Origin of the sequence: Hyphomonas sp. GM-8P (assembly GCF_003263315.1) — a bacterium.
In the GTDB taxonomy this organism is placed as follows: Bacteria; Pseudomonadota; Alphaproteobacteria; order Caulobacterales; family Hyphomonadaceae; genus Hyphomonas.
The window spans coordinates 17,412-43,710 of the sequence record NZ_AWFE01000057.1 but is presented as its reverse complement, the minus strand read 5'-3'; the positions used below and the strand labels follow the sequence as shown (position 1 = coordinate 43,710).

The window sequence follows — 26,299 nt, the reverse complement described above, 5'->3', positions numbered from 1 at the left end:
GACTAGTCGGTAAACTCGATGACGGCGTCCACTTCAACAGCGACACCAAGTGGAAGCACGGGGCATGCGACGGCAGAGCGGGCGTGACGGCCGGCATCGCCAAAGACTTCGACCATCAGGTCGGAGCATCCATTGATCACTTGCGGGATGTCCTTGAAATCGGGATGCGCATTTACGAAGCCGCCCAGTTTCACGACTTGCTTTACACGTGAAAGGTCTCCCAGGGCTGCCTTGCACTGGGAAATGATATTGATCCCACACTGCCGCGCAGCCTGCTGGCCGGCGGAGAGTTCCATGTGCTCGCCGAGGCGGCCCAGCATCCGGCCTTCCGCAGTCGCGCTGACCTGGCCGGAGATGAAGAGCAGATTTCCTGTGATGACATAGGGAACATAGGTGGCGACCGGTTTCATCGGTTCCGGAAGGGCGATGCCGAGGGCGTCAAGGCGGGCTTCTGGGGTACTCATGTATTTGGCTCCGGATTGGTATCAGCTGTCGAAGACTTGCCGCACACAGCGTCTGGCCGCAAGCGTTGTGCACCTATTCCTTCGGTTCATGATCCATGCGGGCCGCGCGGCCGGTCATGACTGCGTCTTTTCCGAACTTCGCCCGCGCGGCATCCGAGGCGCGTTCAGCGGCGGCACGCCGGGCGATACGAGGGTCCAGCAGGTCCACTTCGTCTGCGCGGTGATCTGAAAGTTCGGAAAGTCCAATACCGATCAACCGGTATTTCCGGCGCCCATCAGTTTCCCGGGCCAGGAGCGGGCGGGCAGCCCGGAAGATCGATTGCGCGATCTGGGTGGGCTCGGGCAGGGAGACGCGACGGGTGAGGGGCTTAAAGTCGGATGTCTTGAGTTTCAGCGTGATAACGGCGCCGACCACACCGATCTGCTTGGCCCGGTCAGACGTTTTCACGCACAGCTTCCAGAGTTGGTCTTCAAGCGCTGCATGGTCTGCGATATCTGATCGGAAGGTCGTTTCAGTTGAGACGGATTTGCGTTCTTCATCGGTGCGGACAGGGCGATTGTCCTGACCGTGTGCGACGCGCTTCAGCCACATGCCGGTCTCGCCATACCGGCCAAGCAACGCTTTGAGGTCGGCTTTCTGGAGGTCTCCGACCGTTTCAAAACCGTCCCGTTCCAGCTTGGCCGCGAATTTCGGCCCAACACCATGCAGGAAACCCACGGGGCGAGGTGCCAGAAGTGTTTCAGCTTCTTCCGGAGCGATGATCGCAAACCCCCTCGGCTTGTCGAGCTCGCTGGCGGTTTTCGCGAGGAACTTGTTGGACGACAGGCCGACCGAAACGGTGATCTGGAGTTCGTCTTCGATTTCGGCTGCGAGGCGGGCGAGGGAAGCGGCGGGGGGCGCTTTGTGGATCGCTTCGGTTCCCGTGAGATCCAGATAGGCCTCATCAATCGATACGGGCTGCACAAGCGGCGTGAGCGCCTCCATCTTTTCCCGGACAATAGCCGCAGCTTCTGAATATTTGTTGCGGCTAGGCTTCACTACGGTCGCTTCCGGGCACAGCTTCAGGGCCTGGAACATGGGCATGGCCGACCGCACACCATACAGGCGGGCGATATAGCAGCAAGTCAGGACCACGCCGCGTTCGCCTCCGCCGACGATGATGGGCTTATCCTTCAGGTCTGGGTTGTCTCTTTTTTCGATCGCCGCGAAGAAGGCGTCACAATCGATGTGTGCGACGCCCAGCCGGTGGAGTGCCGGGTGGCTGACAATACGGCGGCTGCTGCAGCTGGGGCAGGAATCACCATCCGTCTGATCGAAATGAAAACAGTCCCGGCACAACAGGCTCATAGTCATACGTTCATGCCATGTTCCGGGGCTGGCGGCAATCTGAAGTGACCCGTAAACACCCGTTAAGCTTTTGCCGTATAGCTGGTCTAGTACGGTAAGGTCCGTCGCGAATCGCTCGTAATCGTGGGGAAAAATGACAGACGCAAAAGCCAGAAAAGTACTGGTTGTTGAGGACAATGAACTCAACATGCGCCTGTTTTGCGACCTGTTGGACGCTTACGGTTATGAAACTTACCAGTGCCGGGATGGCGCCAAGGCGGTTGAGATCGCCCGCAGGGAACAGCCCGACCTCATCATCATGGACATCCAGCTGCCGGAAGTTTCCGGCCTCGATATCACGCGCTGGCTGAAGGATGACGAGAAAGTCGCCCACATTCCTGTGCTTGCTGTCACTGCTTTTGCCATGCGCGCTGACGAGCAGCGCGTGCGGGAAGCCGGGTGTGAGGGCTACCTCTCGAAGCCGATTCAGATCATGACCTTCATCAAGGCCGTGGAGTCGCTCATGCCGAAGGAGGCAGCATGAGCGCGCGCATCCTGGTTGTAGACGACATCGAAGCCAACCGACGGCTTCTGCAAGCCAAGCTGGAAGCTCAATATTACACGGTCATCCAGGCGGAGAACGGACCTCAGGCGCTTGAGGTCGCGAAGAATGAATTGCCGGACATCATCCTGCTGGACGTAATGATGCCAGGCATGGATGGCTATGAGGTTTGCCGTCGACTCAAGGAAGATCCGGCGACAGCTTTCATTCCCGTCGTCATGGTCACGGCGCTGAGCGACACGGAAGACCGCGTCCGAGGGCTTGAGGCTGGCGCCGAGGACTTCCTTACCAAACCGGTGGATGATTTTGCGCTCATGTCGCGCGTCGGCGCGCTGATGCGCTACAACGCGGTCGCCTCGGAACTCCGCCAGAGGCAAGCCAACGGTCTCGGAGGCGGACTCGATCTGGAGACCGCAAAAGAAGAATCCGACCAGCCCGCCCGCATCTTCATCGTGGATGACAATCCCCGGGCATCTGCAAGGTTGGCGGCAGTGCTCCGTGAGGCAGGCCATACGGTCGTGACACTGGCTGAAGCCGGCACGATGAGCAATCTGTCCCGTCTTGGCGTGGACCTGATGATCCTGTCGCTGCCTAGCAAGTCCTTCGATGCGCTGAAGCTCTGCGCGCATTTCAAAGTGACCGAGTCCACACGCGCAGTTTCTATCCTTTTGATCTGTGATCCTGACGATCGCGCCCGGGCCGCCAAGGGCCTCGAGATCGGCGCGAGCGACGTGATCCTGACGCCTGTCGACAAGCAGGAGCTGCTGGTGCGCGTGCGTACGCAGGCACGCCGGGCGCGCTATATCGAGATGCTCCGTAACCGTGTGGACAAAGGGCTGGAGCTGTCAGTCATCGACCAGCTGACCGGCCTCTACAATCGCCGCTACATGATGAGCCAGCTGCACCAGTTCATGCAGCGTTCGGTCATGGGCGGGCGCCCTGTGTCTGTCATGATGGCGGATGTCGATCACTTCAAATCCGTGAACGACACCTATGGTCACGATGCCGGGGATGAGGTGCTTCAGGAAATCGCAAACCGCCTGCGCGAGAATGTTCGCCCGATGGACATTGTCTGTCGTCCAGGTGGCGAGGAATTCCTGGTCATCATGCCTGAAACACCAGGTGATCTGGCCTGTGCAGCCGCTGAACGGATTCGCCGCGCTATTGCGGTCGCGCCCTTTATTGTGGGTAAGGCCGGGCTCAGAATCCAGATCACCGTCAGCGTGGGGGTCTCCACGATTGCTGGTGAACAGGACACGATCGCAGACCTGACGAAACGAGCCGACCAGGCATTGTACCAGGCCAAGACAACTGGCCGGAACAGGGTCGAGAGCACAGCCGCCTGATTGACTTGGCCGTCGGCTGTCCGCACAGACGGCGCTCAGCTCAGGGGATAAGGCGTGACCGACAGGTTTTCCGCGTTCCGGCATTCAGCCTATAGCCGCTATTTCTTCTCGCGGTTCTGCACGTCGCTCGGCGTGCAGATCGTTTCGGTCTCGGTCGGCTGGCAGATCTATGATCAGACACAAAATGCGGCCCTGCTGGGCTGGATCGGACTGGTGCAGTTCCTTCCGGCATTGGTGCTGGTGGTGGTCACCGGTGTCACCGCAGACCGGTTCGGGCGCAGAAATGTTATGGGGCTGGCCGTGTTCGTCGAAATGGCCTGCGCGCTGGCCATTCTTGCTCTCGCGCTCTCCGGCCATTTTGATCCGATCCTGGTGCTGGGAACGCTGACGATCTTCGGCGTTGCGCGGGCGTTCTACTCTCCTGCTTCCTCCAGTCTCGCGGTCAATCTCGTGCCCAAGGAAGACTTCGCCAATGCTGTGGGGTGGATCACGGCGTCTTGGCAGCTCGCTTCCATTCTCGGACCGGTGCTCGGCGGCCTGATCTATGGGATTGGAGCTCCGATTGCCTATGGCACGGCGGTTTCCCTGTTCCTGCTGTCCGGATCGATCATTCTCACCATCCCGAAGCCTGCCCAGAAAAGCTCCAAAGAGCCGACGACGCTCAAAACTCTGCTGGGTGGCTTCTCCTATGTCTGGAAAGAGAAGGTCGTTCTGGGGGCCATCTCACTCGATCTGTTCGCTGTCCTTCTGGGCGGAGCAGTCGCACTGTTGCCGATCTATGCGCGGGACATCCTGGAACTTGGGCCATCCGGCCTCGGCCTGCTTCGGGCAGCACCCGGTGTCGGCGCCGTGATCATGATCGGAATCATCACGGCATTTCCGATACGAAACCATGCCGGAATCATCCTTTTCGTCTGCGTGGCGCTGTTCGGCCTTGCGACCATGGTGTTCGGCGCGTCGACGCTTGCCTGGCTGTCGATCCTGGCCCTTGCGCTCGTTGGCGCATTCGACATGGTGTCGGTCTATATCCGCGAGATTCTACTGCAGCTATGGACGCCCGATGATGTCCGCGGCCGCGTGAATGCAGTGAATTCAGTGTTCCTTGGCGCGTCGAACGAACTCGGCGAAGCAAGAGCCGGTTTCATGGCGCATTTCTACGGCGCCGTATTCACCGTGGTGGCGGGTGGCGCAGCTGCAATCGGGGTGGCAGCGGCCTGGTCATTCCTGTTTCCTGCGATCCGAAGAACGCGCTACCTGCACCGGGATGAGATCCAATGAAAAAGCCCGCTCCGTGAGGGGCGGGCTCTTCAAAAGTTCAAAAGGATCAAGTAATTACTTGATTTTTCCTTCCTTGAACTCGACGTGCTTCTTGGCAATCGGATCGTACTTCCGCTTGACCATTTTCTCGGTCATGTTGCGCGGGTTCTTCTTGGTCACATAGAAGAAGCCGGTGTCAGCCGTCGAGTTGAGGCGGATCTTGATGGTGGCTGGTTTTGCCATGGCGCGGGCTCGCTTGTGCTAGCGTCTGAAATCGGAAAGCGGCTTAATGGCGGGGTGCGGGGCTCAAGTCAAGCACCCGTTGCTGTACTACAGCCGCTCGGTGCTGTGGCCGGAACGGGTCCAGCGCAGGAAAGGCGGGCCTTCCTTGTAATCTCTTGCTTTCAGACGGGCATCAATCTCACCCAGCATGAAGCGTGTCACGCTCGGTAGGTCGAGTGCCTGAGCATCGTCCAGCGTCACCCATTGAAGGTCGGAGAGCTCGGCGCCGTCCACTGGCGGGCGCTCGTCAATCAGGGCTTCTTCAGCGTCTGCCATGAAGAATCGCGCGTCGAAGCGGCGCGGACGGTAGGGCGGGGTGACGGCCCGGCCAATAAAGGTGAGCGGAGAAAGGTGCGGGGCGGCATCCAGTTCGTGGAACCGGTCCCAGCCTTTTGGCGCGGAGACTGGCATTTCGGCGGGCCTTGCCACCAGAAGACCCGTTTCTTCAAAGGTTTCGCGGATGGCGGTGAGGGCGAAAGCCCTCGGCTGGCGCCGCGCGTTGATGCGGAGTTTCGCTTCGACGTCCGGCTTCAGTTCACACCATGACACGGCCCGGCCGTCATCAGGGTCCACACGGCCGCCGGGGAAGACGTATTTATCCGGCATGAAGACATGCCCGCCGGAACGCTTGCCCATCAGGACTCTTGGCTTCGCAGCATCTCGCCGGATCAGAATCAGCGTCGCCGCATCCTTAGGGCGCGGGGAGCGCTGATTCTTCAGAATGACTTCGTCGTCGCTTTCCTTGTCGAAAGCCGTACCGATCAGCTGATTGCCTTTGTCGGAACTGTGTTTTTCGCCGTCAGGGATCACTTCCGGCTCCTCCGCTTATGCTTGGGCAGCGTTTTTTTATTGAATTTGGGCTTGCCCCGGCGGGGAGGTCCACCCCTGCCGCGAGGTGAACGAGAGCTGGCATCTGCCGCCTTGCGAGCCGCGGCGCGGCCTTTCGGCGCGGGTGCGGGCTCCGATAGCATTTCCAGCAAGAGGCCGCCCTGAAGCGGCGTCACCTCTTTCAGGCGCACCCGCACTGTCTGACCCATGGAATAGGTCTTGCCGCTGCCGCGCGCGTAAATCTCCATCGCCGCCTGATCGAGAACCCAATAGTCATCCGAGATGGACGAGATCGGGACGAAGCCGTCTGCACCAGAGCCGGCCAGGGCCACGAACAGGCCTGAGCCGGTGACGCCCATGATCCGGCCTTCGAACTCGGCGCCCACCCGGTCTGCCAGGAAGATGGCCAGATAGCGGTCCGTTGCTTCGCGCTCAGCTGCCATGGAGCGGCGCTCAGTCGTTGTGATGTGCTCCGCAATCTCTTCTAGCCGAACAGCATTCTGGTCGCTCAGGCCGTCCGGTCCGAGCTTCAACGCGCGGATCAGGGCGCGATGGACGATCAGGTCGGCATACCGCCGGATCGGGGAGGTGAAGTGCGCATACTTGGCCAGGTTCAGGCCGAAGTGTCCTAGATTTTCCTCGGAATAGATCGCCTGCGCCTGGGAGCGCAGTACCATCTGGGTGACCATCTCGTCATAGACGCCGCCGCGAATGTCTTCCAGCAGCTTGTTGAATTTGTGTGTCTGTGGGCGTTCACCGATGTGCCATTTGATGTCGAGGGTCTGCAGGAACTCTGCAAAGGCGGCAATCTTGGCTTCCGTCGGCACGTCGTGGACGCGGTAGACAAGCGGGCTGTTGGCCTTCTCCAGCGTCTCCGCGGCGGCCACGTTCGCCTGGATCATGAATTCTTCGATCAGGCGGTGAGCGTCCAGCCGCTCCTTGGCGATGATGCCCTGAATCTCGCCTTCCGCATCGAAGACGATCCGGCGTTCGGGCAGGTCCAGATCCAGCGGACTGCGTTTGTCGCGCGCCTTCGAGAGCGCTGCGTAGGCGCCCCAAAGCGGCTTCAGGACGCTTTCCAGCAGTTCTTCAGCCTTGCCGCCCGGTTTGCCATCGATGGCGGCCTGTGCTTCCTCATAAGAGAGCTTCGCAGCCGATTTCATCATGCCACGGATGAAGCGGTGCGAGCGCTTGGTGCCGGATTTGTCGAAGATCATCTCTACCGCCATGCAGCGGCGCAACTCATTTTCGCGCAGGGAACACTCGTCCGCCGACAGTTCGAACGGCAGCATCGGCACGACGCGGTCCGGGAAATAGGTGGAGTTGCCGCGCTTCAGCGCTTCCTTGTCAAGCGGGGAGCCTTCGGTGACGTAAGCCGCCACGTCCGCGATGGCGACGATCACGCGCCAGCCATCGTCCAGCTGTTCGGCCCAGACGGCGTCGTCATGGTCGCGCGCATCGTGCGGGTCGATGGTGATCAGCTGGACGGCTGTCAGGTCTTCGCGTTCTGCTGCAGCCGGTTTCGGGTCCCGCGCTTGTTCCAGTGCCTCTTCGGGGAATTCTGTCGGAATATCGTGGGCATGGATGGCCAGAAGGCTGGCAGACCGCGGATCAGTGATGTGGCCGATGACTTCGGTAACGATGCCATAGGCCGGGCCGTATTGCCGTCGGCTGACGGGCTTCGGCTCGGCGATGACGAGATCGCCTTCTTCTGCGCCGTTCCGGTCAGCTTCCTGAATGACGAATTCGCGCTTTTCCTTCCGGGAGGAGGGAACGACCTTCCCGCCGCGCGTGGTCTGACTGTAGAGGCCGACCAACTTGTCGGAGAGCTTCTTCTCGAACACGGTGATGGCGCGGGCTAGCCATTCATCGTCGCGCTCGGAGATCTTGCAGAGCGCGCGATCACCCACGGCGGGCGCCTTGGCCTTTGGCTTGCCGGATGGGCCCGCATAGCGGATCTCCGGCCCGAACAGGCCATTGTCGCCGACAGATTTGCCGATCAGCTCGCCATCCTCATCCAGATGGGTGAATTCAACAACGCCCGTGGGCGGCGGCCGGTCAGCCTGCGCCCAGGCGCGCTTGCCGGTACGCGCCAGCGTGCCATCAGCCTCCATTTCCTTGAGGATTTCGCGCAAGGTGGTGCGTTCCTTGCCCTTCAGCTTCAAGCCGCGGGCGATTTCCTGCTTGGTGGTAGCGCTTGGGTTTTCGCGAAGAAAGTCCAGAACAGTCTGGCGGTCAGGGAAAGTCATGACCGCCATATAGGACGAATCGCGCCGGATTGCGCGTGGGATTTACGGTTCCCGCCTTTTAGTCGTTCGCCGCGGGCAGGGTCATTAAATCGATTGGCGTCAACGCGAACGAGCCAAGGCGAGGCTTCCACATGCCTGTCAGCACTTCGTAATGCAGGTGGCGCGGGATGGTGTGATCTGCCGTGTTGCCCATGATCCCGAGCACGTCGCCGGGGCCCACAAGGTCGCCAACGTCCGGCCCGGCGAAGGACTCAAGGTGGGCATAGCGCGTATAGACGCCATCGCCATGGTCGATGACGAGCATGTTGCCATAATCGCTACGATAGGAGCGGGTACGAACCCGGCCTGCTGCAGCGGCGTAAACAGGCACCGGGCTGTCGCTGTAATAGTCGACGCCCTTGTGCAGGCGGCCGTTCCGCATGCCGAAGGCGGATGACCAGCAGCCGCCGCCGACAGGCGCCGTGGCGAGGCGCACCTTGTTGTTCACCAGTACGAAAGGCTTGTAGTCCTGGACTTGAAGATCCGGCCCGACGTCTGATGCCGTTGCCGTGGAAAGGCCGGGGCAGGCGGACAGGTGATCGAGGAAGCCGGAGCGGGAAGGCGTGATGGCCAGGATGACCGGGGGCGTTGTGACAGCTTCAGCCAAAGGCGCATCGTTGGTGAGCGTTAATGCCGTGTTCGACGCCAGCACGGCGCTGTCCTGCGCTGCCTGCGACATCACGAGAGAGGCCAGCGTCACCGCGCCAAGAAACAAGAATTTTTCCGTTCCGGACATGCCAAGCGTCCGTGTTTTGACAACACGGATTATTGAGCTACCGAAACGAAGGGGCCGCAAGGGGCGCAAACGCGAAGTTTATGTGAGGTGCGGTTAGCCTTCGTCCGACTTTGCAGCCTTCTTGGCAGGCGCCTTCTTCTTCGCCGGCGCCTTTTTCTTGGCCGGAGCTTTCTTCTTGCCGCCTTTCGTCGCCTTGGCGTTGATCAGCTCAATGGCCTGTTCCAGCGTCACGGCATCCGGTGTGACATCCTTTGGAAGGGTCGCATTGGTCTTGGCATGCTTCACATAAGGGCCGTAGCGGCCTTCATAGACTTCGATGGCGCCGCCGTCCGGGTGGTCGCCCAGCGTTTTCAGCGGCGTCGCGCCACCCCGTTTGGAGCCGCGGGCTTTCTTGTCTTCGATCAGCGCCACAGCGCGGTTGAGGCCAATATTGAAAACATCGGCAGGATCTTTCAGGTTCGCATACGTCTTGTGATGCTGAACATAAGGCCCGAAGCGGCCGAAGTTCGCATAGATCATCTCGCCGTCTTCCGGGTGCGGACCGACTTCGCGGGGCAGGGAAAGAAGCTCGACAGCGCGCTCCAGCGTCAGCGTCTGCGGCGTGTCATTCTTGGTCAATGATGAGCGTTTCGGCTTCTCGCCATTGGCCATCTCGACATAAGGGCCGAAACGCCCGCTCTTCAGCCAGATGGTTTCGCCCGTTTCCGGGTGCACGCCGAGTTCGTTCCCGTCCGGATCGATAAAGCCGGCTTCCTCGCCATCGGACGAGAACTGTCGAGTATATTTGCAATCCGGGTGGCGCGAACAACCGACAAAGGCGCCGAACCGGCCGACCTTGATGGACAATTCGCCTTCCTTGCAGAGCGGGCATAAGCGGGGCTGTTCAATCACGTTTCCGTCGGAATCATGGTCCGGAAAGACGTGTGCTGCGAGGGCTTCGTTGAGGGCGTCTAGTACTTCGCTGACGCGCAGGTCTTTCGTCTCGCCAATATCGCTTGCGAACTGTTGCCAGAATTCCCGCAGGAAGCTTTTCCAGTCGAGCTTGCCGTCGGAAATGATGTCCAGCTTTTCCTCAAGGCCAGCCGTGAAGTCATATTCCACATAGCGCTGGAAGAAGTTCTCCAGGAACGCCGTAACGAGGCGGCCCTTGTCTTCCGGGATCAGAGCCTTGTTCTCGAGGCGCACATAACCGCGGTCTTCCAGCGTCGAAAGCGTTGAGGCGTAAGTGGACGGGCGGCCAATGCCCAGTTCTTCAAGCCGCTTGACGAGGGAGGCCTCGGTATAGCGCGGTGGCGGCGTGGTGAAGTGCTGGGTCGAGTCCGCTTTCAGAAGGTCTGCATGCTGACCTTCAGCCATTTTCGGCAGGCGATTTTCGGAATCGTCATCATCGTCCCCGGCATCATGGCCTTCGGTGTAGAGCTTGATGAAGCCGTCGAAGACGAGAACCTGGCCGCTGGCCCGGAGTTGGGCGCGCTGGTCCTTGGACAACATGTCGATAGTGGTACGCTCAAAGATGGCAGCTTCCATCTGGGAGGCGACGGCCCGGCGCCACACCAGCGTGTAGAGCTTCCGCAGATCGTCATCGCCGCTGTACTGCTCCGGACGCAGATTGAAGTCCGTCGGGCGGATAGCTTCGTGCGCTTCCTGGGCGTTCTTCGCTTTGGAGGAATAATAGCGGGTCTTTTCAGGCAGGTAGCGGGCGCCATAGTTCGACTGGATCATCGAGCGCGCCGCGACATAGGCCTCCTCGGCCATATTGACGCCGTCGGTACGCATATAGGTGATGCGGCCTTCTTCGTAGAGCTTCTGGGCGGCCTGCATGGTGCGCTTGGCCGTGAAGCCTAGCTTGCGGGAGGCTTCCTGCTGTAGCGTCGAGGTTATGAAGGGTGGGGCGGGGTTCCGCTTGACCGGTTTGGCTTCGACCGAGCTGACGGAATAGCCGCCGACGCGAACCGCTTCGAGCGCCTTGTCGGCGTCGCCCTTGTCGCCCAGCGTGAATTTCTTGAGCGTCTTGCCGTCCAGGGCATGGAGGCGCGCCTGGAAGTCCGTGCCGTCAGGTGCTCGCAAGTCAGCTGCGACTGTCCAGTATTCCTGCGGCTTGAACATCTCGATCTCGTTCTCGCGGTCGCAGACGATGCGCAGGGCAACCGACTGCACGCGGCCGGCTGAGCGGGAGCCCGGCAGCTTGCGCCAAAGGACGGGAGAGAGATTGAACCCCACGAGATAATCCAGCGCCCGGCGGGCGAGGTAGGCATCGACCAGTTCGGCGTCGATCTGGCGTGGCTGCTCCATGGCCGAAGTAACGGCACTCTTTGTGATGGCGTTGAAGACCACACGTTCGACGGCGACATCCTTTTTGAGGGCGCGGCGCTTCTTCAGCGCTTCGATCAGGTGCCAGGAGATGGCCTCGCCTTCGCGATCCGGGTCGGTCGCGAGGATCAGCGTGTCAGCTTCTTTCAGCGCGTTGGCGATGTCTGAAATACGCTTGGAGGATTTCGAGTCAGCCTCCCAGACCATTTCGAAATCATTGTCGGGATCGACCGAACCATTCTTCGAAGGTAGGTCCCGGATATGACCGTAGGAGGCCAGGACTTTATAGTCCTTGCCGAGGTATTTGTTGATCGTTTTGGCCTTCGCGGGCGACTCGACGACGACAAGTTTCATGCGGGGTACCTCTCCAAGGGCGCGAGTGATGGCCGCGTCGACGAGGCCATGTCAAGGCTGGATGCGTGTCAGCCGTCTTCCCGGTAGGCGATGTAAGACAATGTGCAGAAGAGCACAAAAAGCGGTGGACTCCAGGCTGCAACTATAGGCGGTGCTGCACCTGTGGCTCCTAGGCTGGTCGAAAACTGGGTGAAGAAATAGAGGCCGATGGCCGCCAGGGCACCGATCGCCAGCAGCTGCGATGTGCCGCCCATCCGTTGAAGCCGCAGGCACACAACGGCACCAATGAGGCCCATGGCAACAAACAGGGCCGGCGTGGCCATCAATGCGTGCCAGCGCATCCGGTAGCGCGATGCATCAAGGCCAGCCGCTTGAGTCTGGCGGATGAAGCGGGGCAGGCGCCAAAAGCCAATCGTGTTGGGGGAGGCAAATTTGTCGAACAGTGTGACAGCGTCCAGCGGAGAAGGAATGGCGAGGTTTGGTTTCCGCTCCGGTGGCTGGTTCGGGATGTTTTCAATGACGTTTTCCAGCTGCCAGAACCCGTCGCGCAATGTTGCGCGCTCGGCATCGATGCGCCGGGCGAAGGCGAAATCGCTGGTCGGCTGGCTGCCGGAATAGAGGCGCTCTTCCTCGATCATTTTGACGTTCCGCAGCACGACGCCGCCCTGATCGACATGCTGGGCGTGGATCACGATCTGGCTGGTATCGTCACCCTGGCGTAGCCAGACGCCCGTATCCGAAACGGCCATCGCCGTGCGGCCCTTGTCCAGGATCTGGGCACGGGTGACTTCGAAAGACTCGGTGAGTCTCGCCGATATAGGATTGAGCAGCGTTGTGGTGGCGATCCCTACGACCAGGCCGAGGACGATGACCGGCGTCAGGAAGCGCCAGGCCGAGATCCCGCTGGCGCGGATGATCGAAAGTTCTGACCGGCGATTGAGCCGGGTGAAGGCCATCATCGACGCTACCAGCAGCGCAAATGGCAGCGTCTGTTCCATGATCTGCGGCAGTTTCATCAGGGAGAGCTGCAGCGCGCCAAGCAGGCTTAGGCTGACATCGCCGCCGACGGTGCGGAGCTGTTCCACTACGTCGATCATCAGGATTGCGATCAGCAGAATGCCCAATACCAGCGCCAGGCCGGACAGGCATTCGCGCAGGATATAGAACTGGATACGGGATCCGAACGGCATCAGGCGCTCGCTCCCCCTGCGCCGCGGAACAGGTCGATCTGGGGACGCTCTATGGCGCCGAGGTGTCGTCCGCGGGAGAAGTAGACATAGCTGAGGCCCACCATGATGCTGATCGGCAGGACCCATTGGAGCACATTCATGGCCGGATCGTCCGCCGCGGCGGATTGAGCGGTCAGTTGCACGATCAGGACCGTAATGGCTGCGCTGGAGGAGATGGCGATCCGCTTGGCATAGCCTTTCCGGCTGAAATCCCCGCCCAGCACCGCGACGATGGCAATCAGCGCCATCACGATATTCAGCAGCGGAGAGGTCAGGCGCGTGTTCGCTTCGGCCAGCAAAGTGTCTGCATCCTTCAGTTCAAAGTAGTTCGTCCTGTCAACGAAGAAGAGCTCATGCAGGAATTTGTCCGATGCCTTCAAGGCGAGGTCGGAATCTTCCTTCATGTATTCACTCAGGTCGAACGGATATTGCGCGAATTCAAGAATGGAAAGTTGCTGGTTTTCGTCCAGCTGCATGCTGATCGCGTCTCGCAGCAGCAGGGTCGGCTTGTCATCGATCTGCACCAGGGCGGCACTGCGGGCGAGGATGTCCGTCGGATAGACCGGGTCTGTCATGTCCGAGATGAGGACCCCGCGCAGTTCACCAGCGACCTGTTCGCGGGCATAGAAGGTCAGCCGCTCGCCATTGGTGGTGAACTGGCCTGGGCGGATCAGGGCGGCGGCAAGATCGGCCCGTGCCACAGCAACAGTCTCTCGCATGGCTCGCTGGGCCAGCGGCTGCACCCACAAATTCACACCGAGATGCGCAATAGCGCAGAGCACCGCCAGCCGCATGATGGGCGAAGCGATCTGCCAACGCGTCATGCCGGCGGCCTGCGCCACGACAATCTCACTGTCCTTGTGGATCCGGTTGAGCGACCAGACCCCTGCCACGAACAGGGCTAGAGGCATCAGTAGCGCGATGATCTGGGGGGAACCCAGCATGACGATGTAGAAATAAGTCAGCGCAGACTGTCGATTTTCAAGGATCAGGTCAGTGCGAGAGAGGCCTTGTGCCAGAAGCGCAAGCAATGCGAGCCCCCCGACGATAATCAGGACCGCGCGCAAGACTTCATAAAACAGGTACGACTGGACTTTCGTCATCGTGTGTCACGTGCCGGGAAATAAAGCAGAAACTGGCAGTTAACGGGCATATTTTCCCTGCCTAACGAGTTGCGCTGCGCGCGTCGATGCTTAGTTTCCGTCTCAAACGGAGATTCCTCACATGAAAATCACCTTCACTGACGCCGCCAAGGCTGACGTATTTGCATTCATCGTCGACGAAGACGGCGGCCTGCCTACGGCAGCGGCCTCTTTAGACGAATCGACCGGCGGGCTGCTTTCGGCCGCCATTGATGGCCGGTTCACCGGCAAGAAAGACCAGCAGGCCGTGATTGTGCTGCCGAAAGGCGCCGAAGCGCGCCGTGCCGTGCTGATCGGCGGCGGCAAGCCGAAGAAGCGAGATGCCCGTGTCCTGGAAGGCCTGGGTGCCAATCTGGTGAAGGCGTTCAACACGAGCGGCTTCAAATCCATGGCGATCCATGCCGGTTCTGCCGAGGATGCAGCTCGCATGGGCCTCGGCGCAAAACTCGCTGCCTATCGGTTCGACACCTATTTCACCAAACTCAAGCCAGACCAGAAGCCGAGCCTCACCGCGGTTTCCTTCGTTGTGGACGACACCAGAGCCGCCAAGGCGGCCTTCGCACCGCTGGGTGCCGCCGCCGAAGGCACGATGCTGGCGCGCGACCTGGTCAACATGCCGCCGAACGATCTTCACCCCGAAAGCTTTGCGGCAAAAATCAAGGAACTGGCCGAGATCGGCGTCGAGGTTGAAGTTCTCGGTGAGAAGCAACTGGCCAAGCTCGGCATGAATTCCATGCTGGGCGTCGGGCAGGGCTCTGTCCGCGAAAGCCAGCTTGGCATCATGAAATGGAACGGCGGCAAGGAAGGTGAGGATCCGGTGATCCTTGTCGGCAAGGGTGTCTGCTTCGACACTGGCGGCATCTCGCTGAAGCCGGGCCCGGGCATGGAAGACATGCGTGGCGATATGGGCGGCGCAGCCGCTGTGACCGGCACGATCAAGGCGCTGGCTGAGCGCAAGGCCAAGGTGAATGTCGTTGGCCTGATCGGCCTTGTCGAAAACATGCCGGACGGCAACGCCATCCGCCCGGGCGACATCCTCAAGTCGGCGTCGGGGCAGACGATCGAAGTCCAGAATACTGATGCTGAGGGCCGCCTCGTCCTCTGTGACGTGCTCTGGTATGCGCAGGAGCATTTCAAGCCGAAGGCCATCGTGGACCTCGCCACACTGACCGGCGCCATCGTGATTTCGCTTGGCCACCATCATGCCGGCCTGTTCACCAACAGCGACGAGCTCTCCGAGGAGCTGACCAAGGCGGGCCTGACCGAAGGCGAGCGCGTCTGGCGCCTGCCGATGGGGCCGGAATACGACGCGCTGCTGAAGTCAAAATTCGCCGACATGCGCAATATCGGTGGCCGGGCAGCAGGCTCCATCACGGCGGCGCAGTTCCTGAAGCGCTTCGTGAAGGACGGTGTGAAATGGGCTCACCTCGACATTGCCGGGGCTGCCTGGCTTGAAAGCGAGAAGCCGGCACTGGATGTGAGCTGGGCATCCGGCTTTGGTCCGCGCCTGCTGGATCGCTGGATCGCCGACAATTACGAGGGTTAGGATTTGAGCGAGGCGCCGAAGCCGGAATGGTGGTTTTACCACCTCTCCCGCACCACGCTGGAGCAGGCGGCGGCGCCTCTCATGTCCAAATGCCTTGAAGTCGGGTGGCGTGTGCTCGCAGTCAGCCCGAATGCAGACCGGCGGGCCGCGCTCGATGCGGCCCTCTGGACCTTCGATGACCAGTCTTTCCTGCCGCATGGCCAGGCCGAAGCGCCGGGCCTCGAAGCGTCACGCCAGCCTGTGCTCATTTCAGGCAAGGCGGACAATGTGAACGGTGCAGCAGCCTTGTTCCTGATGGATGGCGTGAAGGCCCCCGTCGATGCGCCTTACACGCGCTGCATGATGATGTTCGACGATGGCGATATGGATGCACGCGGCGCCGCTCGCGAAGCATTCAAGGCCGCCAAGGACGGGGGTCTCGTCACTCGCTATTTCCAGCAGACCAGCAGCGGCGGTTGGAAAGAGGCAGGCGCCTAGGTGTGATCTTTCAATAGGTTGTCCATTCGGGCCTGACCGGTGAGATTGAGGTTGCGAGACGTCAATTCCCGGAAAGGACACCGAATGGACATCCATGAGAATGCCCGCACCACGCCTCATAGTCGAGCCGAGATCGTCCGGCGTGTGATCGAGGAAGGAGAAAGCCGAAGCCGCGTCGCCCAGGCCTTCGGCGTCTGTTGCAAGACGGTCAGCAAGTGGGTGGACCGCTTCCTCACGGAGGGGCCCGAAGGTCTCCGGGAGCGTTCCTCACGTCCACACCGGCTGTATCGCCCCACGCCCGATACGATCGTGGAGAGGATCCTCGAGTTGCGTCGTCAACGCTTGCCGGGACACGAGATCGCCCACCGATGCAAGGTCTCGCCAGCCACAGTCAGTCGCATCCTCCGCGCCGCAAAGCTCAGCCGGGCCCGGGATCTCGATCCGCCTGAACCGTCCCGCCGCTACGAGCACCCAAGTCCCGGTGACATGATCCATATCGACATAAAGAAGCTCGGCCGCTTCGGGCGCCCCGGGCATCGCATCACCGGAAGCCGGAAGAGCAAGTCTCTCCATCGCGGTGTCGGCTGGGAGTACGTCCATGTCGCCGTGGACGATACCTCCCGCGTCGCCTTCAACCAGATCCATCCTGACGAAAAAGCCCCCAGTGCCGTCGATCACCTGAAGGCCTGTGTGGCTTACTACAATCGCCTCGGCATCATCGTCCGCCGCGTGATGACAGACAATGGCGCCTGCTATCGCTCTGACGCCTTCAGACATGCCTGCCGTGAGCTCGGCCTCAGACATGTCCGCACCAGGCCCTACACGCCCAGAACCAATGGAAAGGCCGAACGCTTTATCCAGACCGCGCTCAGGGAATGGGCCTACGCAAAATCCTACGATACATCAGACCAGAGAGCCGCATGCCTCCATGACTGGACGCATCGATACAACTTCCATCGACCCCATGGCGGCATTAAAAATCAAACACCCATCAGTCGACTCGGTCTCTCCGAGGACAACCTGTTGAGAGTCCACACCTAGGCCTTCTTCACGAACTCGGACTTCAGGCCCATCTGGCCAATGCCATCGATCTTGCAGTCGATATCGTGATCACCATCGACGAGGCGGATATTCTTGACCTTGGTGCCGCGCTTCACGACCTGCGAACTGCCTTTGATCTTCAGGTCCTTGATCACGGTGACCGTATCACCATCCGCCAACGGATTGCCATTGGAATCCTTCACCACTTTTTCGTCCGAATTGGCTTCCGCATCCGCTGACCATTCATGTCCGCATTCCGGGCAGATCAGCAGGGCGCCGTCCTCATATGTGAATTCGGACTGGCATTTCGGACAAGGTGGCAGGGTGCTCATTGGGGCAACTTTCCGGTTGAAGGACCTGTCCGGCCCTACGCCCTGATGAAAGTGTGCGCAAGCGCGGCGCTCTGTCCTTGCCCCTGCGGGCGGGCGCCGCTATAGGCCCGCCAACACTCCAATTTCCGCACAACAGGAACCCTCCCATGGCTGTCCAGCGCACTTTTTCCATCATCAAGCCCGACGCGACCGAGCGTAACCTGACCGGCGCCGTCAACGCCGTCATCGAGAAGGCCGGCCTGCGCATCATCGGCCAGCGCCGCATCAAGATGACCCAGGAACAGGCCGAGCGTTTCTACGCTGTCCACAGCGAGCGTCCTTTCTTTGGTGAGCTGGTCGAATTCATGACCTCCGGCCCGGTCGTCGTCCAGGTGCTCGAAGGCGAGAACGCTGTCGCAAAATACCGCGAAGTGATGGGCGCCACGAACCCGGCAGACGCTGCTGAAGGCACCATCCGCAAGCTCTACGCAAAATCGATCGGCGAGAACTCGGTTCACGGCTCTGACTCCGAAGAAAACGCTGCGATCGAAATCGTGCAATTCTTCTCCGAAGCCGACATCGCCGGCTAAGGCTGGCAACAAGCCCTTCTTGGCAGTGAAGAAATAATAGGGGTCCAGCCAGATGGTTGGGCCCTTTTTATTGGTTGCCTGCGCTGCAAAATGGCGCACCCTATTCGCTGCGCTTTAGGAAGGACCTCGTAACGCAGACCGGATGAAAGCCGATCTTTTGATAGAGCACTTTGGGAGGTTCTGTCGCCATACTACCAATGAGAATTTCCTCACAGGATGCTTGCCGGAGGCGTTCAGCAAACGCGGAAATCAAGGCTGTAGCGATCCCTCGCCGTCTGAATGCAGGTAGCGTAAACAGATCTTCGATCATTCCCATGCCATTTGGAGCTATGGTGGCTGAGCCATAGGCGCAAAGTGCATCATCGAGAAAGCCCAGGAAGAACTGACAAGGGCCTGACTTTCCACGGTATCCTTCTACAATTCCTCGGGTGACCTCGGCATCAAGGATATGTCCCTGCGTTCGAGCGCCCTCTGTGTGATCTGCACGAACGAGATCATGCAGATATCGCCAATCGCCATCTGTTGAAACCGGCTTAATTCTAAAGCCGGCGGGACGCCTCATGGAGACCTCACTTTGGAGCACCATCTGAATGATGGGCGTCTGTTCCTGATAGTCATCAAGCAAAAGTCGGGCGATGACGGCAGGTGACGTGAACGGTGTTGCGAAGATGTAAGAGTAGCCCACCAGCTTCGTTCTAGACGAGGCAAACTCCATCATCTGATCAATCTCAGCAGCAGTCCGGGCTGTCATATCAATAATTCGGTTGCGATCCCAAACTTCGGCTCTTTCCGTATCCTGCAGCGACGAACAGAAGTTCTCTTCAATTACATCCATCCCGATGGAGGCATGAAATTGATAGGTTTCGCAGGCTCGCTTCGCGAGGTCATGGATGGACGTCATCTGATCCCCCGATTGGTTCTGAGTTCTCGTGAGCGATGTTTACTTGTAGAAAACAGCGCAAAATGAACCCGAATTCTCAAAACGAGAAGAGCAGGTTGAAACTGAGTTCTCGTCAAGCGAGATAGCGGGTCAGCAGTATGGGCGTTCATGCCCATTCACTATCGATTGGATGCCAACACCTGCTCGCAGGCCAGCGCCAAAGCGCGCGGGTAGAGCTTGTGTTCCTCAACCAGGACCCTCGCCGCGAGGCTGTCCTCGGTATCGCCCGGCAGGATGGGCACCGCCGCTTGAGCGATGACCTTGCCCTCGTCCACCCCGGCCGAAACCCAATGAACCGAGCAACCTCCCTCGGCATCGCCCGCCTCGATGGCCCGCAGATGCGTGTGTAACCCCTTGTATTTAGGGAGAAGTGAGGGGTGAATATTGATCATCCGGCCTTTCCACCTGGTCACGAACCAGGGCGTCAGCACGCGCATGAAGCCGGCAAGGGCTATGATCTCGGTTCCGGCCTTTTCGAGTTCGGCATTCAGGGCTCGTTCAAAGGATTCCCGGTCCTTGCCGTAGAGCTTGTGATCGACGGATGCTGTAGCAATGCCAGCAGAAGCCGCCGTTTCGAGCCCCTTGGCATCCGGCCGATTGGAGGCCACCAGAACGGGCTCGGCTGGGTAGGATGGGTCGGCCGCTGCCTCCAGCAACGCTTCCATGTTCGAGCCGCGTCCGGAGATCAGGATGGCAAGTTTCAGGCGTCTCATGCGTCGGCAAGGCGCCCCAGAATGACCGGCGCTTCACCTGCTGTTTGTAGTGCGGCGCAGACCGTATCTGCGTCCTCAAGCGCGACGGCGAAGACGACGCCGATGCCCATATTGAACGTCCGGTGCATTTCGTCTTCTGTAACATTACCTGCAGATTGCAGCCATTCGAACACCGGCGGAGGCGTCCAGGCCTTCCGCTCGATGACGGGTACCAGATGGTCCGGGCACATGCGCGGCGTGTTCTCGGTCAGGCCGCCGCCGGTAATGTGAGCGAGGCCTTTTACGAGCCCTTTGCGGATCAGCGGCAAGGCAACGCTTGCGTACAACCGGGTAGGTGTCAGCAGTGCTTCGCCAAGGGTAACGTTCGAAAACGGCGAAGCACTGTCATAGGACAAGCCTTCTCGTTCCACGATCCGGCGGATCAGTGAATAGCCATTCGAGTGCGGACCGGACGAGCCAATGCCAATAAGCAGGTCGCCTGCCGCCATCGTGACCATGCGAGGCAGCACTTTATCCCGATCAACTGCGCCCACGACAAAACCTGCAAGGTCGTAATGTCCCGGCGGGTACATACCCGGCATTTCGGCCGTTTCACCGCCCACCAGCGCGCAGCCGGACTGGCGGCAGCCTTCTGCAATACCAGAGACAACCGCTTCAGCAATGCCTTCTTCAAGCTTGCCCGTTGCGAAATAGTCCAGGAAAAACAGGGGTTCAGCGCCTTGTGCCAGAACGTCATTGGCGCACATCGCCACAAGGTCGATACCCACCGTGTTATGGATGCCGGTTTCAAAAGCCAGCATAAGCTTGGTGCCGACACCGTCTGTGCCGGAGACTAGGATCGGGTCTGAATAGCCTGCGGCCTTGAGGTCAAACAGGGCGCCGAAGCCGCCCAGGCCTCCCATGACGCCAGCGCGACGGGTCGCTTTGGCGAGGGGGCCAATCGCGTCAACGAGACGCTCGCCTGCCTCAATATCGACACCAGCGTCGCGGTAAGAAAGAGAAGTCTTGGAAGGGTCGCTCATGATGACTCGCGCGTTAGCATGGGGAATTCGACTCTGCCAGTGCCGAGCGCGGTTCCAGCCCCGCACCGGACTTGCTACAAGGTCGCCAACCGAGGAGGTCTCTGACCATGATTCGTATGCTTCTTGCTTCCACGCTCGCAGCCATGTTTGCGGTTTTCAGTGCTGCCGCGGATACGCAGGATGTCTACACGATCCCAAACCTTGAGGTGGATGAAGTTGCGCCAACCCTGATCCAGGCGCGTGAGCAGGCCATGGCTGCCGCCCGGCTTGATGGCGCCCGGCAACTGATCGACAAGATTACGCTGGCAGAGGACCGCATTGCTGCGGGAGGCGTTCCGATAGATGGCGAATTGGCAAACAGGCTGTCTGCCGCAGTCGATGTGCAGGAAGAAACGGCTGGTGCGGGCCGCTATAGGGGAATCCTGCGGGTGGTCTACAATCCCCTGATGGTGCGGGCGCATCTGGATGCGCTGAAAGTGCCGTATGTTGATACTCAAGCCCCTCTGAGCCTGATGGTCCCATTGGCGTCTTCCGCACAATTGGAGGAAGACTGGCATGAAGCCTTGGGAGCCGAAAACCCCGGTGCCCTCGCGCCTTATGTGACTTCAAACCTGACGGGTTATACCAGCTATAGCGACTGGTATGCGCTTTCGCCGGAAGCGGGCAGCCTGCGCGCCCGCCGTGCAATTCTGGCAGAACTGATCGGCCGGGAAGGTGCATGGCGCGTCAGCGTTTCCATTGTCACAACAGCCGGAACGGAAGTGGTTGGGATTACGCTCCCGGCGCCCACACTTGAGGGGGCTGTGAATGCGACCGTCAAACTGCTTGAGGAAAACTGGAAGCGCGCGTCCATCATCCGTGGCGGCGACCGGACACAGGCCAAGGCAACTGTTCGCTACACATCGCTGGCGGAGTGGAACACGTTGCGTGGCGCCCTCGCCAGGTCACCACTCGTTTCCGACTTCCGGACGACGGCAGTCGCTCGCGATGGTGCCGTCGTGACATTTGCATATCTGGGCGATCCGCAGCGTTTGCAGAACGACCTGTTGCAGCGGGGTGTGGCACTTGGAGATGAGCCGCGCGCGGGCTGGGTGCTCCGTTCGGCCGTTTCAGCTGCAGGAGTTCCGTGAGCAAGCGGCCACCCCTATCGACCGGACAACCAGACCAGATGAGCTTCGCCTTTCCGGCAGGGCCGCTGCGGTTTGGCCAACTGGTTGTTACTCCTGCCAATCAGGCCGCCGTCAGCATTGTTCGCCAGCCGTCCAAGTGGCCCACGCCTGTGTTCTGCGTGACCGGGCCACTCCGTTGCGGATTGACTACGTTGTTGCAGGCATGGTGCGAGGAAACCGGTGGCGTTTATTTCGACGCGAACCGATTTACCAAATTGAAATCAGCTCAGCTGGACGAACTTGCCGGGAAATTCGTTGCGGTCGACAACGCAGACAAAGTTGCAGCGAACGAAAAGTTACTCACCCTCATCAATCAGATCTCCAAGGAAGAGGGCCGGTTGCTTCTTTCGTCCTCGAGCAGTCCGTCTCAGTGGCCCGTGAAATCGGCGGACCTGAAATCGCGCCTCAACTCCATGTCCATCGTGGAAATCTTGCCACCAGATGAGGCGATGCTGACCGGGCGGCTCAGGGCTTCTGCTGCGAGGCATTATCTCAAGCTTGAGCCGGAATTGGTCTCTTATCTCGCACCGCGCCTTGACCTTACTTACGAAGCCATTGAGGCGTTCGCGGAGAAGCTAAGTCACGGTGTCACAACGACAGGACGCGCACCTTCTGTTCCTCTGGCAAAAGAGGTATTGGAGGCAATGGGGCTGGCGGCCCCTGATGAGCCGTCATCGAGTTGACACGACCGGGGCCAACAAAGGGGATGTCCATGGCTGATGGAGTCGCCAGAACGGCGAAACAATTGATGGCGTCACCGGAACGATTCCTGAACCGGGAGCTGTCCTGGCTGGAATTCAATCGCCGCGTTCTGGAAGAGGCGGCCAATCCGAACCATCCACTGCTCGAACGCCTGCGGTTTCTGTCGATTTCTGCAAGCAATCTCGATGAATTCGAAATGGTTCGCTATGCGGGGCTGAGGGAGCAGGTTCGTGCTGGGGTGACCAAAACGAGCCAGGAAGGCCTGACACCTGCTGTGCAGGTCGAGCAAATTGAAGAACTGTCGCTGAAGCTGATCGCCGAACAACAGATGCGTTGGCGGCAGCTCAAAGATGAGCTCGAATCTGAAAATATTCATGTGCTTGCGGCAGGAGACCTCAGCAAGAAAGACTTGTCAGATCTGGACGATTTTTTCCGCAGCCACATCTTTCCGGTTCTCACGCCGCTCGCCGTCGATCCGGCGCATCCGTTTCCATTCATTCCGAACCTTGGTTTTTCTGTCGCACTCGACCTTGTTTCCAAGTATGGCGACGAAGGCCATATCGGCATTGTTCCATTACCAGCCTTTGTGCGTCGCTTCATCCGTCTGCCGAGCAAGCAGAAGGGGGTGCTAAGGTTCATCCCTCTTGAAGATGTGATCGGCCTGTTCATCGGGGATCTGTTCCCCGGTTACAAGGAGAAAAGCCGCTGCCTTTTCCGCATCGTCCGTGACAGCGATATTGAGATTGAGGAAGAAGCAGAAGACCTCATTCGTGAGTTCGAAGTGCTGCTGAAGCAACGCCGGCGTGGCCGTATTGTCAGGCTGCGTATGCAATCGAGCGCACCAAAGCATCTTCGGGAATTCATCACCCGTGAAATTGGTACCGAGAATGCAGATGTCGTTCTGTATGACGGTATTCTGGGTATGGCCCAGCTTTCGGAACTGATCGTTGATGACCGGCCCGACCTGAAGTTCCCGCCATATGATCCTCGGTATCCCGAGCGGATTCGGGAAATGGGTGGAGACTGCTTTGCTGCCGTCCGGATGAAGGACATACTGGTCCACCATCCATTTGAAAGTTTCGATGTCGTTGTTGAATTTATCCGGCAGGCCGCTGCGGACCCGCAGGTGGTTGCGATCAAGCAAACGCTTTACCGCACCACGAACAATTCCCCAATCGTTGCGGCGCTTGTTGAGGCGGCTGAAAATGGCAAGAACGTCACTGTGCTGGTGGAGATCAAGGCCCGCTTTGATGAGGAGGCCAATCTGAGGCTGGCTCGTGATCTGGAACGCGCTGGAGTACAGGTCGTATACGGATTTATTGAATACAAAACACACGCGAAGGTATCGCTTGTGGTTCGGCGCGAAGGGAGTGAGCTGCGAACCTATACGCATTTCGGAACGGGTAACTATCACCCGGTCAATGCGAAGATATACACCGACTTGTCCTTGTTCACGGCTGATCCCGCGCTTGGGCGCGATGCGAACCGCCTGTTCAATTTCGTCACGGCGTATCGGGAACCGCCTGAAGTCGGGCCGGAACTCGAAAAGATTTCGATGTCTCCCCTGAATCTGAAATCAAATCTCATTAAGTTGATCGAGGCAGAGGCGGCTGCAGCCAAGAAAGGTAGGCCGAGCGGCATCTGGGCCAAGATGAATTCGCTGGTGGACGGGGATGTGATCGATGCGCTCTACAAAGCCAGTCAGGCCGGAGTTCCAATCGACCTTGTTGTTCGCGGCATATGCTGCCTGCGGCCTGGAGTGGCTGGAATATCGGAAAACATCAGTGTAAAAAGTATCGTAGGTCGTTTCCTTGAGCATTCACGAATTCTTTGCTGCGCAAATGGAGAAGCGCTGCCGTCGCCGAATGCGAAAGTATTCATTTCTTCCGCTGACTGGATGCCCCGTAATCTGGATAGGCGGGTCGAGGCGCTGGTGCCTGTCGAAAACCCAACGGTACACCGTCAGGTTCTGAATCAGATCATGGTCGCCAACCTGAACGACGAATTGCAGAGCTGGCTGATGCGGGAAGACGGTTCTTATGTGCGGGCGAAACCTGAAGGAGACGGAAACGGATTCTCGGCCCACCGCTACTTCATGGACAATCCCAGCCTGTCAGGGCGGGGCAGCGCGCTTGAAGTCAGTCTGCCTCCGCGGCTGCAGCCCAAGGGGAGCAAGGGCTGATGCCGTTCCCGAACACGCATCGGGCTGCGATCATCGATATTGGTTCCAATTCGGTGCGCCTTGTCATTTTTGATGTGTTGGGCGCTTCGATCCTGCCAACCTTTAATGAGAAGGTGATGGCTGGCCTAGGCGTCGGACTCTCCAAAACAGGCAAGCTTTCAGGTCCAGGGCGTGAATCCGCATTGTCAGCACTGGCGCGGTACCGGGCAATCCTGAAAGCATTGAATCTCAGGAATTTCGTGGCTGTGGCAACCGCTGCTGTGCGGGCTGCAGAAGACGGACCTGAGTTTATCCGCAAGGCCAATCGGGTTCTCGGCCGGCCGATTTCGGTTCTTTCCGGCGAAGATGAAGCGCGTCTTTCAGCCCTCGGCGTCGAATCCAGCTTCCATGAACCACAGGGGGTCATCGGCGATCTCGGCGGCTCCAGCCTTGAGTTCATGCAGGTGGGCAAAGGCAAGGGCAAAGGTGAAAGCCTGATGCTCGGTCCATTATCTTTGATGGAGGTGGCAAGCGACGCCAAGGAACTCCGCAAGGCCATTCGCTCTGAGCTGAAGAAATCCGAAGTGCTTTCTGGCGCGAAGGGGCGCTTCTTTGCCGTGGGTGGCGCCTGGCGAACCTTCGCAAAAGTGAACATGGAGATGGAAAACTATGCGCTTCAGGTTCTGCACGGCTACCAGATGAACCAGGGGCAGATCGCCCGGACCGCAAAGCTTTGCATAGACTCCCTCACGAATTCGACATCCCGTTCCATGCTGGAGTCGATCGACAAGCGCCGGGCGAAGCACATGCCGATTGCTGCGATCGTGTTGGAAGAGCTGCTGTCGGTCAGCAAGCTCGATGGCGTATCGATATCGTCAGCCGGATTGAGAGAAGGTGTGTTGACGGATCTTACGGGCGCCGCGGTGTCCGATCCGTTGCTGGATGGCGTGATCGCATTTGTCCGTCTGGATCACAACCAGATCGCCTTCGGACAGGCGCTCCACGAATTCATTGCGCCAGCCTTTGCTCCGGAAGAGGATCTATTCGGCTCGCCTGCGGCTGATGTTCGAATAGAGCAGGCCGCTTGCATGATGTCGGACAGTGCCGGTCGCTTCCATCCGGATCACCGCGCGCAAATGGCTTATGATCAGGCGTTGCGTGCGCCGTATGCCGGTGTGACGCATGCGGAGCGGGCGATGATCGCCTATGCTGTCGGATGCCGCTATCAGAAGGACTTCAAGCGCCCGAGCGAATATGTCGCCCTCACCTCCGAGCCTCAGGCCGAGCGCGCCAAGCAACTCGGCAGCGCCATGCGCTTGGGCGCGGTATTTTCAGGACGGTCCGGTCCGATCCTGCGCAGAGCCAAGTTATCGAGAGATGGCGACAAGCTTTGTCTCAGCGTCGGAAAAGCTGATCAGGCGATGATCTCTGAAACGGTTTCGCGGCGCCTTGCGCAGACGGCGAATGCCCTGCGGCTGCAGCCGGAAATCCTTGTCGGTTAG

The 26,299-nt window shown here is 59.5% G+C and carries 24 protein-coding genes; 11 read left to right on the top strand and 13 right to left on the bottom strand.

Annotated features, from left to right (window positions below; translation table 11 throughout):
- Nucleotides 1–2: 2 nt before the first annotated feature.
- Nucleotides 3–464, bottom strand: a complete 462-nt coding sequence (locus HY26_RS04920) for a RidA family protein (protein WP_112073065.1) — start codon at nucleotides 462–464, stop codon at nucleotides 3–5.
- 73 nt (nucleotides 465–537) lie between these two features.
- Complete coding sequence (locus tag HY26_RS04915) at nucleotides 538–1,812, bottom strand: DNA polymerase IV (protein ID WP_034767874.1); 1,275 nt, start codon at nucleotides 1,810–1,812, stop codon at nucleotides 538–540.
- Nucleotides 1,813–1,945: 133 nt separating this feature from the next.
- On the opposite strand from HY26_RS04915, the gene HY26_RS04910 reads away from it, so the two are divergent.
- From HY26_RS04910 to HY26_RS04900, 3 genes are read left to right on the top strand one after another with little or no spacing between them, the layout of a single operon-like run.
- On the top strand, nucleotides 1,946–2,335 hold the full coding sequence (locus tag HY26_RS04910) for a response regulator (RefSeq protein WP_034767877.1): 390 nt from the start codon (nucleotides 1,946–1,948) through the stop codon (nucleotides 2,333–2,335).
- Entirely contained in the window at nucleotides 2,332–3,699 is a 1,368-nt protein-coding gene (locus tag HY26_RS04905) for a PleD family two-component system response regulator (RefSeq protein ID WP_034767878.1), read from the top strand. The genes HY26_RS04910 and HY26_RS04905 overlap by 4 nt, the downstream gene beginning before the upstream one ends.
- A gap of 54 nt (nucleotides 3,700–3,753) precedes the next feature.
- The gene (locus HY26_RS04900) at nucleotides 3,754–4,977 is read left to right on the top strand and encodes an MFS transporter (RefSeq protein WP_112073064.1); all 1,224 of its coding nucleotides are present in this window, start codon (nucleotides 3,754–3,756) and stop codon (nucleotides 4,975–4,977) included.
- A 54-nt stretch (nucleotides 4,978–5,031) separates the two neighbouring features.
- On the opposite strand, the gene rpmG is transcribed toward HY26_RS04900, so the two are convergent.
- The 7 genes from rpmG to HY26_RS04865 all read right to left on the bottom strand — a co-directional run bounded on the left by rpmG (nucleotide 5,032) and on the right by HY26_RS04865 (nucleotide 14,086).
- Complete coding sequence (rpmG, locus tag HY26_RS04895; protein ID WP_027836255.1) at nucleotides 5,032–5,199, bottom strand: 50S ribosomal protein L33; 168 nt, start codon at nucleotides 5,197–5,199, stop codon at nucleotides 5,032–5,034.
- 87 nt (nucleotides 5,200–5,286) lie between these two features.
- Nucleotides 5,287–6,048, bottom strand: a complete 762-nt coding sequence (locus tag HY26_RS04890) for an NUDIX domain-containing protein (RefSeq protein WP_233348824.1) — start codon at nucleotides 6,046–6,048, stop codon at nucleotides 5,287–5,289.
- Nucleotides 6,045–8,315 (bottom strand): ribonuclease R, encoded by a 2,271-nt coding sequence (rnr, locus tag HY26_RS04885; RefSeq protein WP_112073086.1) that lies wholly within the window; start codon nucleotides 8,313–8,315, stop codon nucleotides 6,045–6,047. Before rnr ends, HY26_RS04890 begins: the two co-directional genes overlap by 4 nt.
- A gap of 58 nt (nucleotides 8,316–8,373) precedes the next feature.
- A complete protein-coding gene (locus HY26_RS04880) occupies nucleotides 8,374–9,090 on the bottom strand; it encodes a M23 family metallopeptidase (RefSeq protein WP_112073063.1) in 717 nt (238 codons plus the stop codon).
- A 93-nt stretch (nucleotides 9,091–9,183) separates the two neighbouring features.
- On the bottom strand, nucleotides 9,184–11,754 hold the full coding sequence (gene topA, locus HY26_RS04875) for a type I DNA topoisomerase (protein ID WP_112073062.1): 2,571 nt from the start codon (nucleotides 11,752–11,754) through the stop codon (nucleotides 9,184–9,186).
- 68 nt (nucleotides 11,755–11,822) lie between these two features.
- Complete coding sequence (gene lptG / locus HY26_RS04870) at nucleotides 11,823–12,944, bottom strand: LPS export ABC transporter permease LptG (protein ID WP_034768076.1); 1,122 nt, start codon at nucleotides 12,942–12,944, stop codon at nucleotides 11,823–11,825.
- Nucleotides 12,944–14,086 carry an LptF/LptG family permease gene (locus HY26_RS04865; protein ID WP_051600141.1) on the bottom strand — a complete coding sequence of 381 codons (1,143 nt, stop codon included), beginning with the start codon at nucleotides 14,084–14,086 and terminating at the stop codon, nucleotides 12,944–12,946. The genes lptG and HY26_RS04865 overlap by 1 nt, the downstream gene beginning before the upstream one ends.
- 121 nt (nucleotides 14,087–14,207) lie before the next feature.
- Between HY26_RS04865 and HY26_RS04860 the strand changes: the two genes are divergently transcribed.
- From HY26_RS04860 to HY26_RS04850, 3 genes are all read left to right on the top strand, one after another.
- Complete coding sequence (locus HY26_RS04860; protein ID WP_034767887.1) at nucleotides 14,208–15,671, top strand: leucyl aminopeptidase; 1,464 nt, start codon at nucleotides 14,208–14,210, stop codon at nucleotides 15,669–15,671.
- Nucleotides 15,672–15,674: 3 nt separating this feature from the next.
- Entirely contained in the window at nucleotides 15,675–16,148 is a 474-nt protein-coding gene (locus HY26_RS04855; protein ID WP_034767889.1) for a DNA polymerase III subunit chi, read from the top strand.
- An 84-nt stretch (nucleotides 16,149–16,232) separates the two neighbouring features.
- Nucleotides 16,233–17,189 carry an IS481 family transposase gene (locus tag HY26_RS04850; protein ID WP_112073061.1) on the top strand — a complete coding sequence of 319 codons (957 nt, stop codon included), beginning with the start codon at nucleotides 16,233–16,235 and terminating at the stop codon, nucleotides 17,187–17,189.
- Here the strand turns inward: HY26_RS04850 and HY26_RS04845 are convergent.
- Nucleotides 17,186–17,521, bottom strand: a complete 336-nt coding sequence (locus HY26_RS04845) for a zinc ribbon domain-containing protein YjdM (protein ID WP_034767891.1) — start codon at nucleotides 17,519–17,521, stop codon at nucleotides 17,186–17,188. The two genes, HY26_RS04850 and HY26_RS04845, sit on opposite strands and share 4 nt — an antisense overlap.
- Nucleotides 17,522–17,667: 146 nt before the next feature.
- Between HY26_RS04845 and ndk the strand changes: the two genes are divergently transcribed.
- A complete protein-coding gene (gene ndk / locus HY26_RS04840; protein ID WP_112073060.1) occupies nucleotides 17,668–18,090 on the top strand; it encodes a nucleoside-diphosphate kinase in 423 nt (140 codons plus the stop codon).
- Nucleotides 18,091–18,190: 100 nt separating this feature from the next.
- On the opposite strand, the gene HY26_RS04835 is transcribed toward ndk, so the two are convergent.
- The 3 genes from HY26_RS04835 to purM all read right to left on the bottom strand — a co-directional run bounded on the left by HY26_RS04835 (nucleotide 18,191) and on the right by purM (nucleotide 20,765).
- On the bottom strand, nucleotides 18,191–18,991 hold the full coding sequence (locus HY26_RS04835) for a GNAT family N-acetyltransferase (RefSeq protein ID WP_112073059.1): 801 nt from the start codon (nucleotides 18,989–18,991) through the stop codon (nucleotides 18,191–18,193).
- A 158-nt stretch (nucleotides 18,992–19,149) separates the two neighbouring features.
- Nucleotides 19,150–19,743: a phosphoribosylglycinamide formyltransferase gene (gene purN / locus HY26_RS04830; RefSeq protein ID WP_112073058.1), complete on the bottom strand. Its 594-nt coding sequence runs from the start codon at nucleotides 19,741–19,743 to the stop codon at nucleotides 19,150–19,152.
- The gene (gene purM, locus HY26_RS04825; RefSeq protein ID WP_112073057.1) at nucleotides 19,740–20,765 is read right to left on the bottom strand and encodes a phosphoribosylformylglycinamidine cyclo-ligase; all 1,026 of its coding nucleotides are present in this window, start codon (nucleotides 20,763–20,765) and stop codon (nucleotides 19,740–19,742) included. Before purM ends, purN begins: the two co-directional genes overlap by 4 nt.
- A gap of 107 nt (nucleotides 20,766–20,872) precedes the next feature.
- On the opposite strand from purM, the gene HY26_RS04820 reads away from it, so the two are divergent.
- From HY26_RS04820 to HY26_RS04805, 4 genes are read left to right on the top strand one after another with little or no spacing between them, the layout of a single operon-like run.
- The gene (locus HY26_RS04820) at nucleotides 20,873–21,895 is read left to right on the top strand and encodes a hypothetical protein (RefSeq protein ID WP_034767901.1); all 1,023 of its coding nucleotides are present in this window, start codon (nucleotides 20,873–20,875) and stop codon (nucleotides 21,893–21,895) included.
- 38 nt (nucleotides 21,896–21,933) lie between these two features.
- Nucleotides 21,934–22,617 (top strand): DnaA ATPase domain-containing protein, encoded by a 684-nt coding sequence (locus tag HY26_RS04815; protein ID WP_051600142.1) that lies wholly within the window; start codon nucleotides 21,934–21,936, stop codon nucleotides 22,615–22,617.
- 23 nt (nucleotides 22,618–22,640) lie between these two features.
- Complete coding sequence (locus HY26_RS04810) at nucleotides 22,641–24,818, top strand: RNA degradosome polyphosphate kinase (protein ID WP_199288541.1); 2,178 nt, start codon at nucleotides 22,641–22,643, stop codon at nucleotides 24,816–24,818.
- Entirely contained in the window at nucleotides 24,818–26,299 is a 1,482-nt protein-coding gene (locus tag HY26_RS04805) for a hypothetical protein (RefSeq protein WP_034767905.1), read from the top strand. The genes HY26_RS04810 and HY26_RS04805 overlap by 1 nt, the downstream gene beginning before the upstream one ends.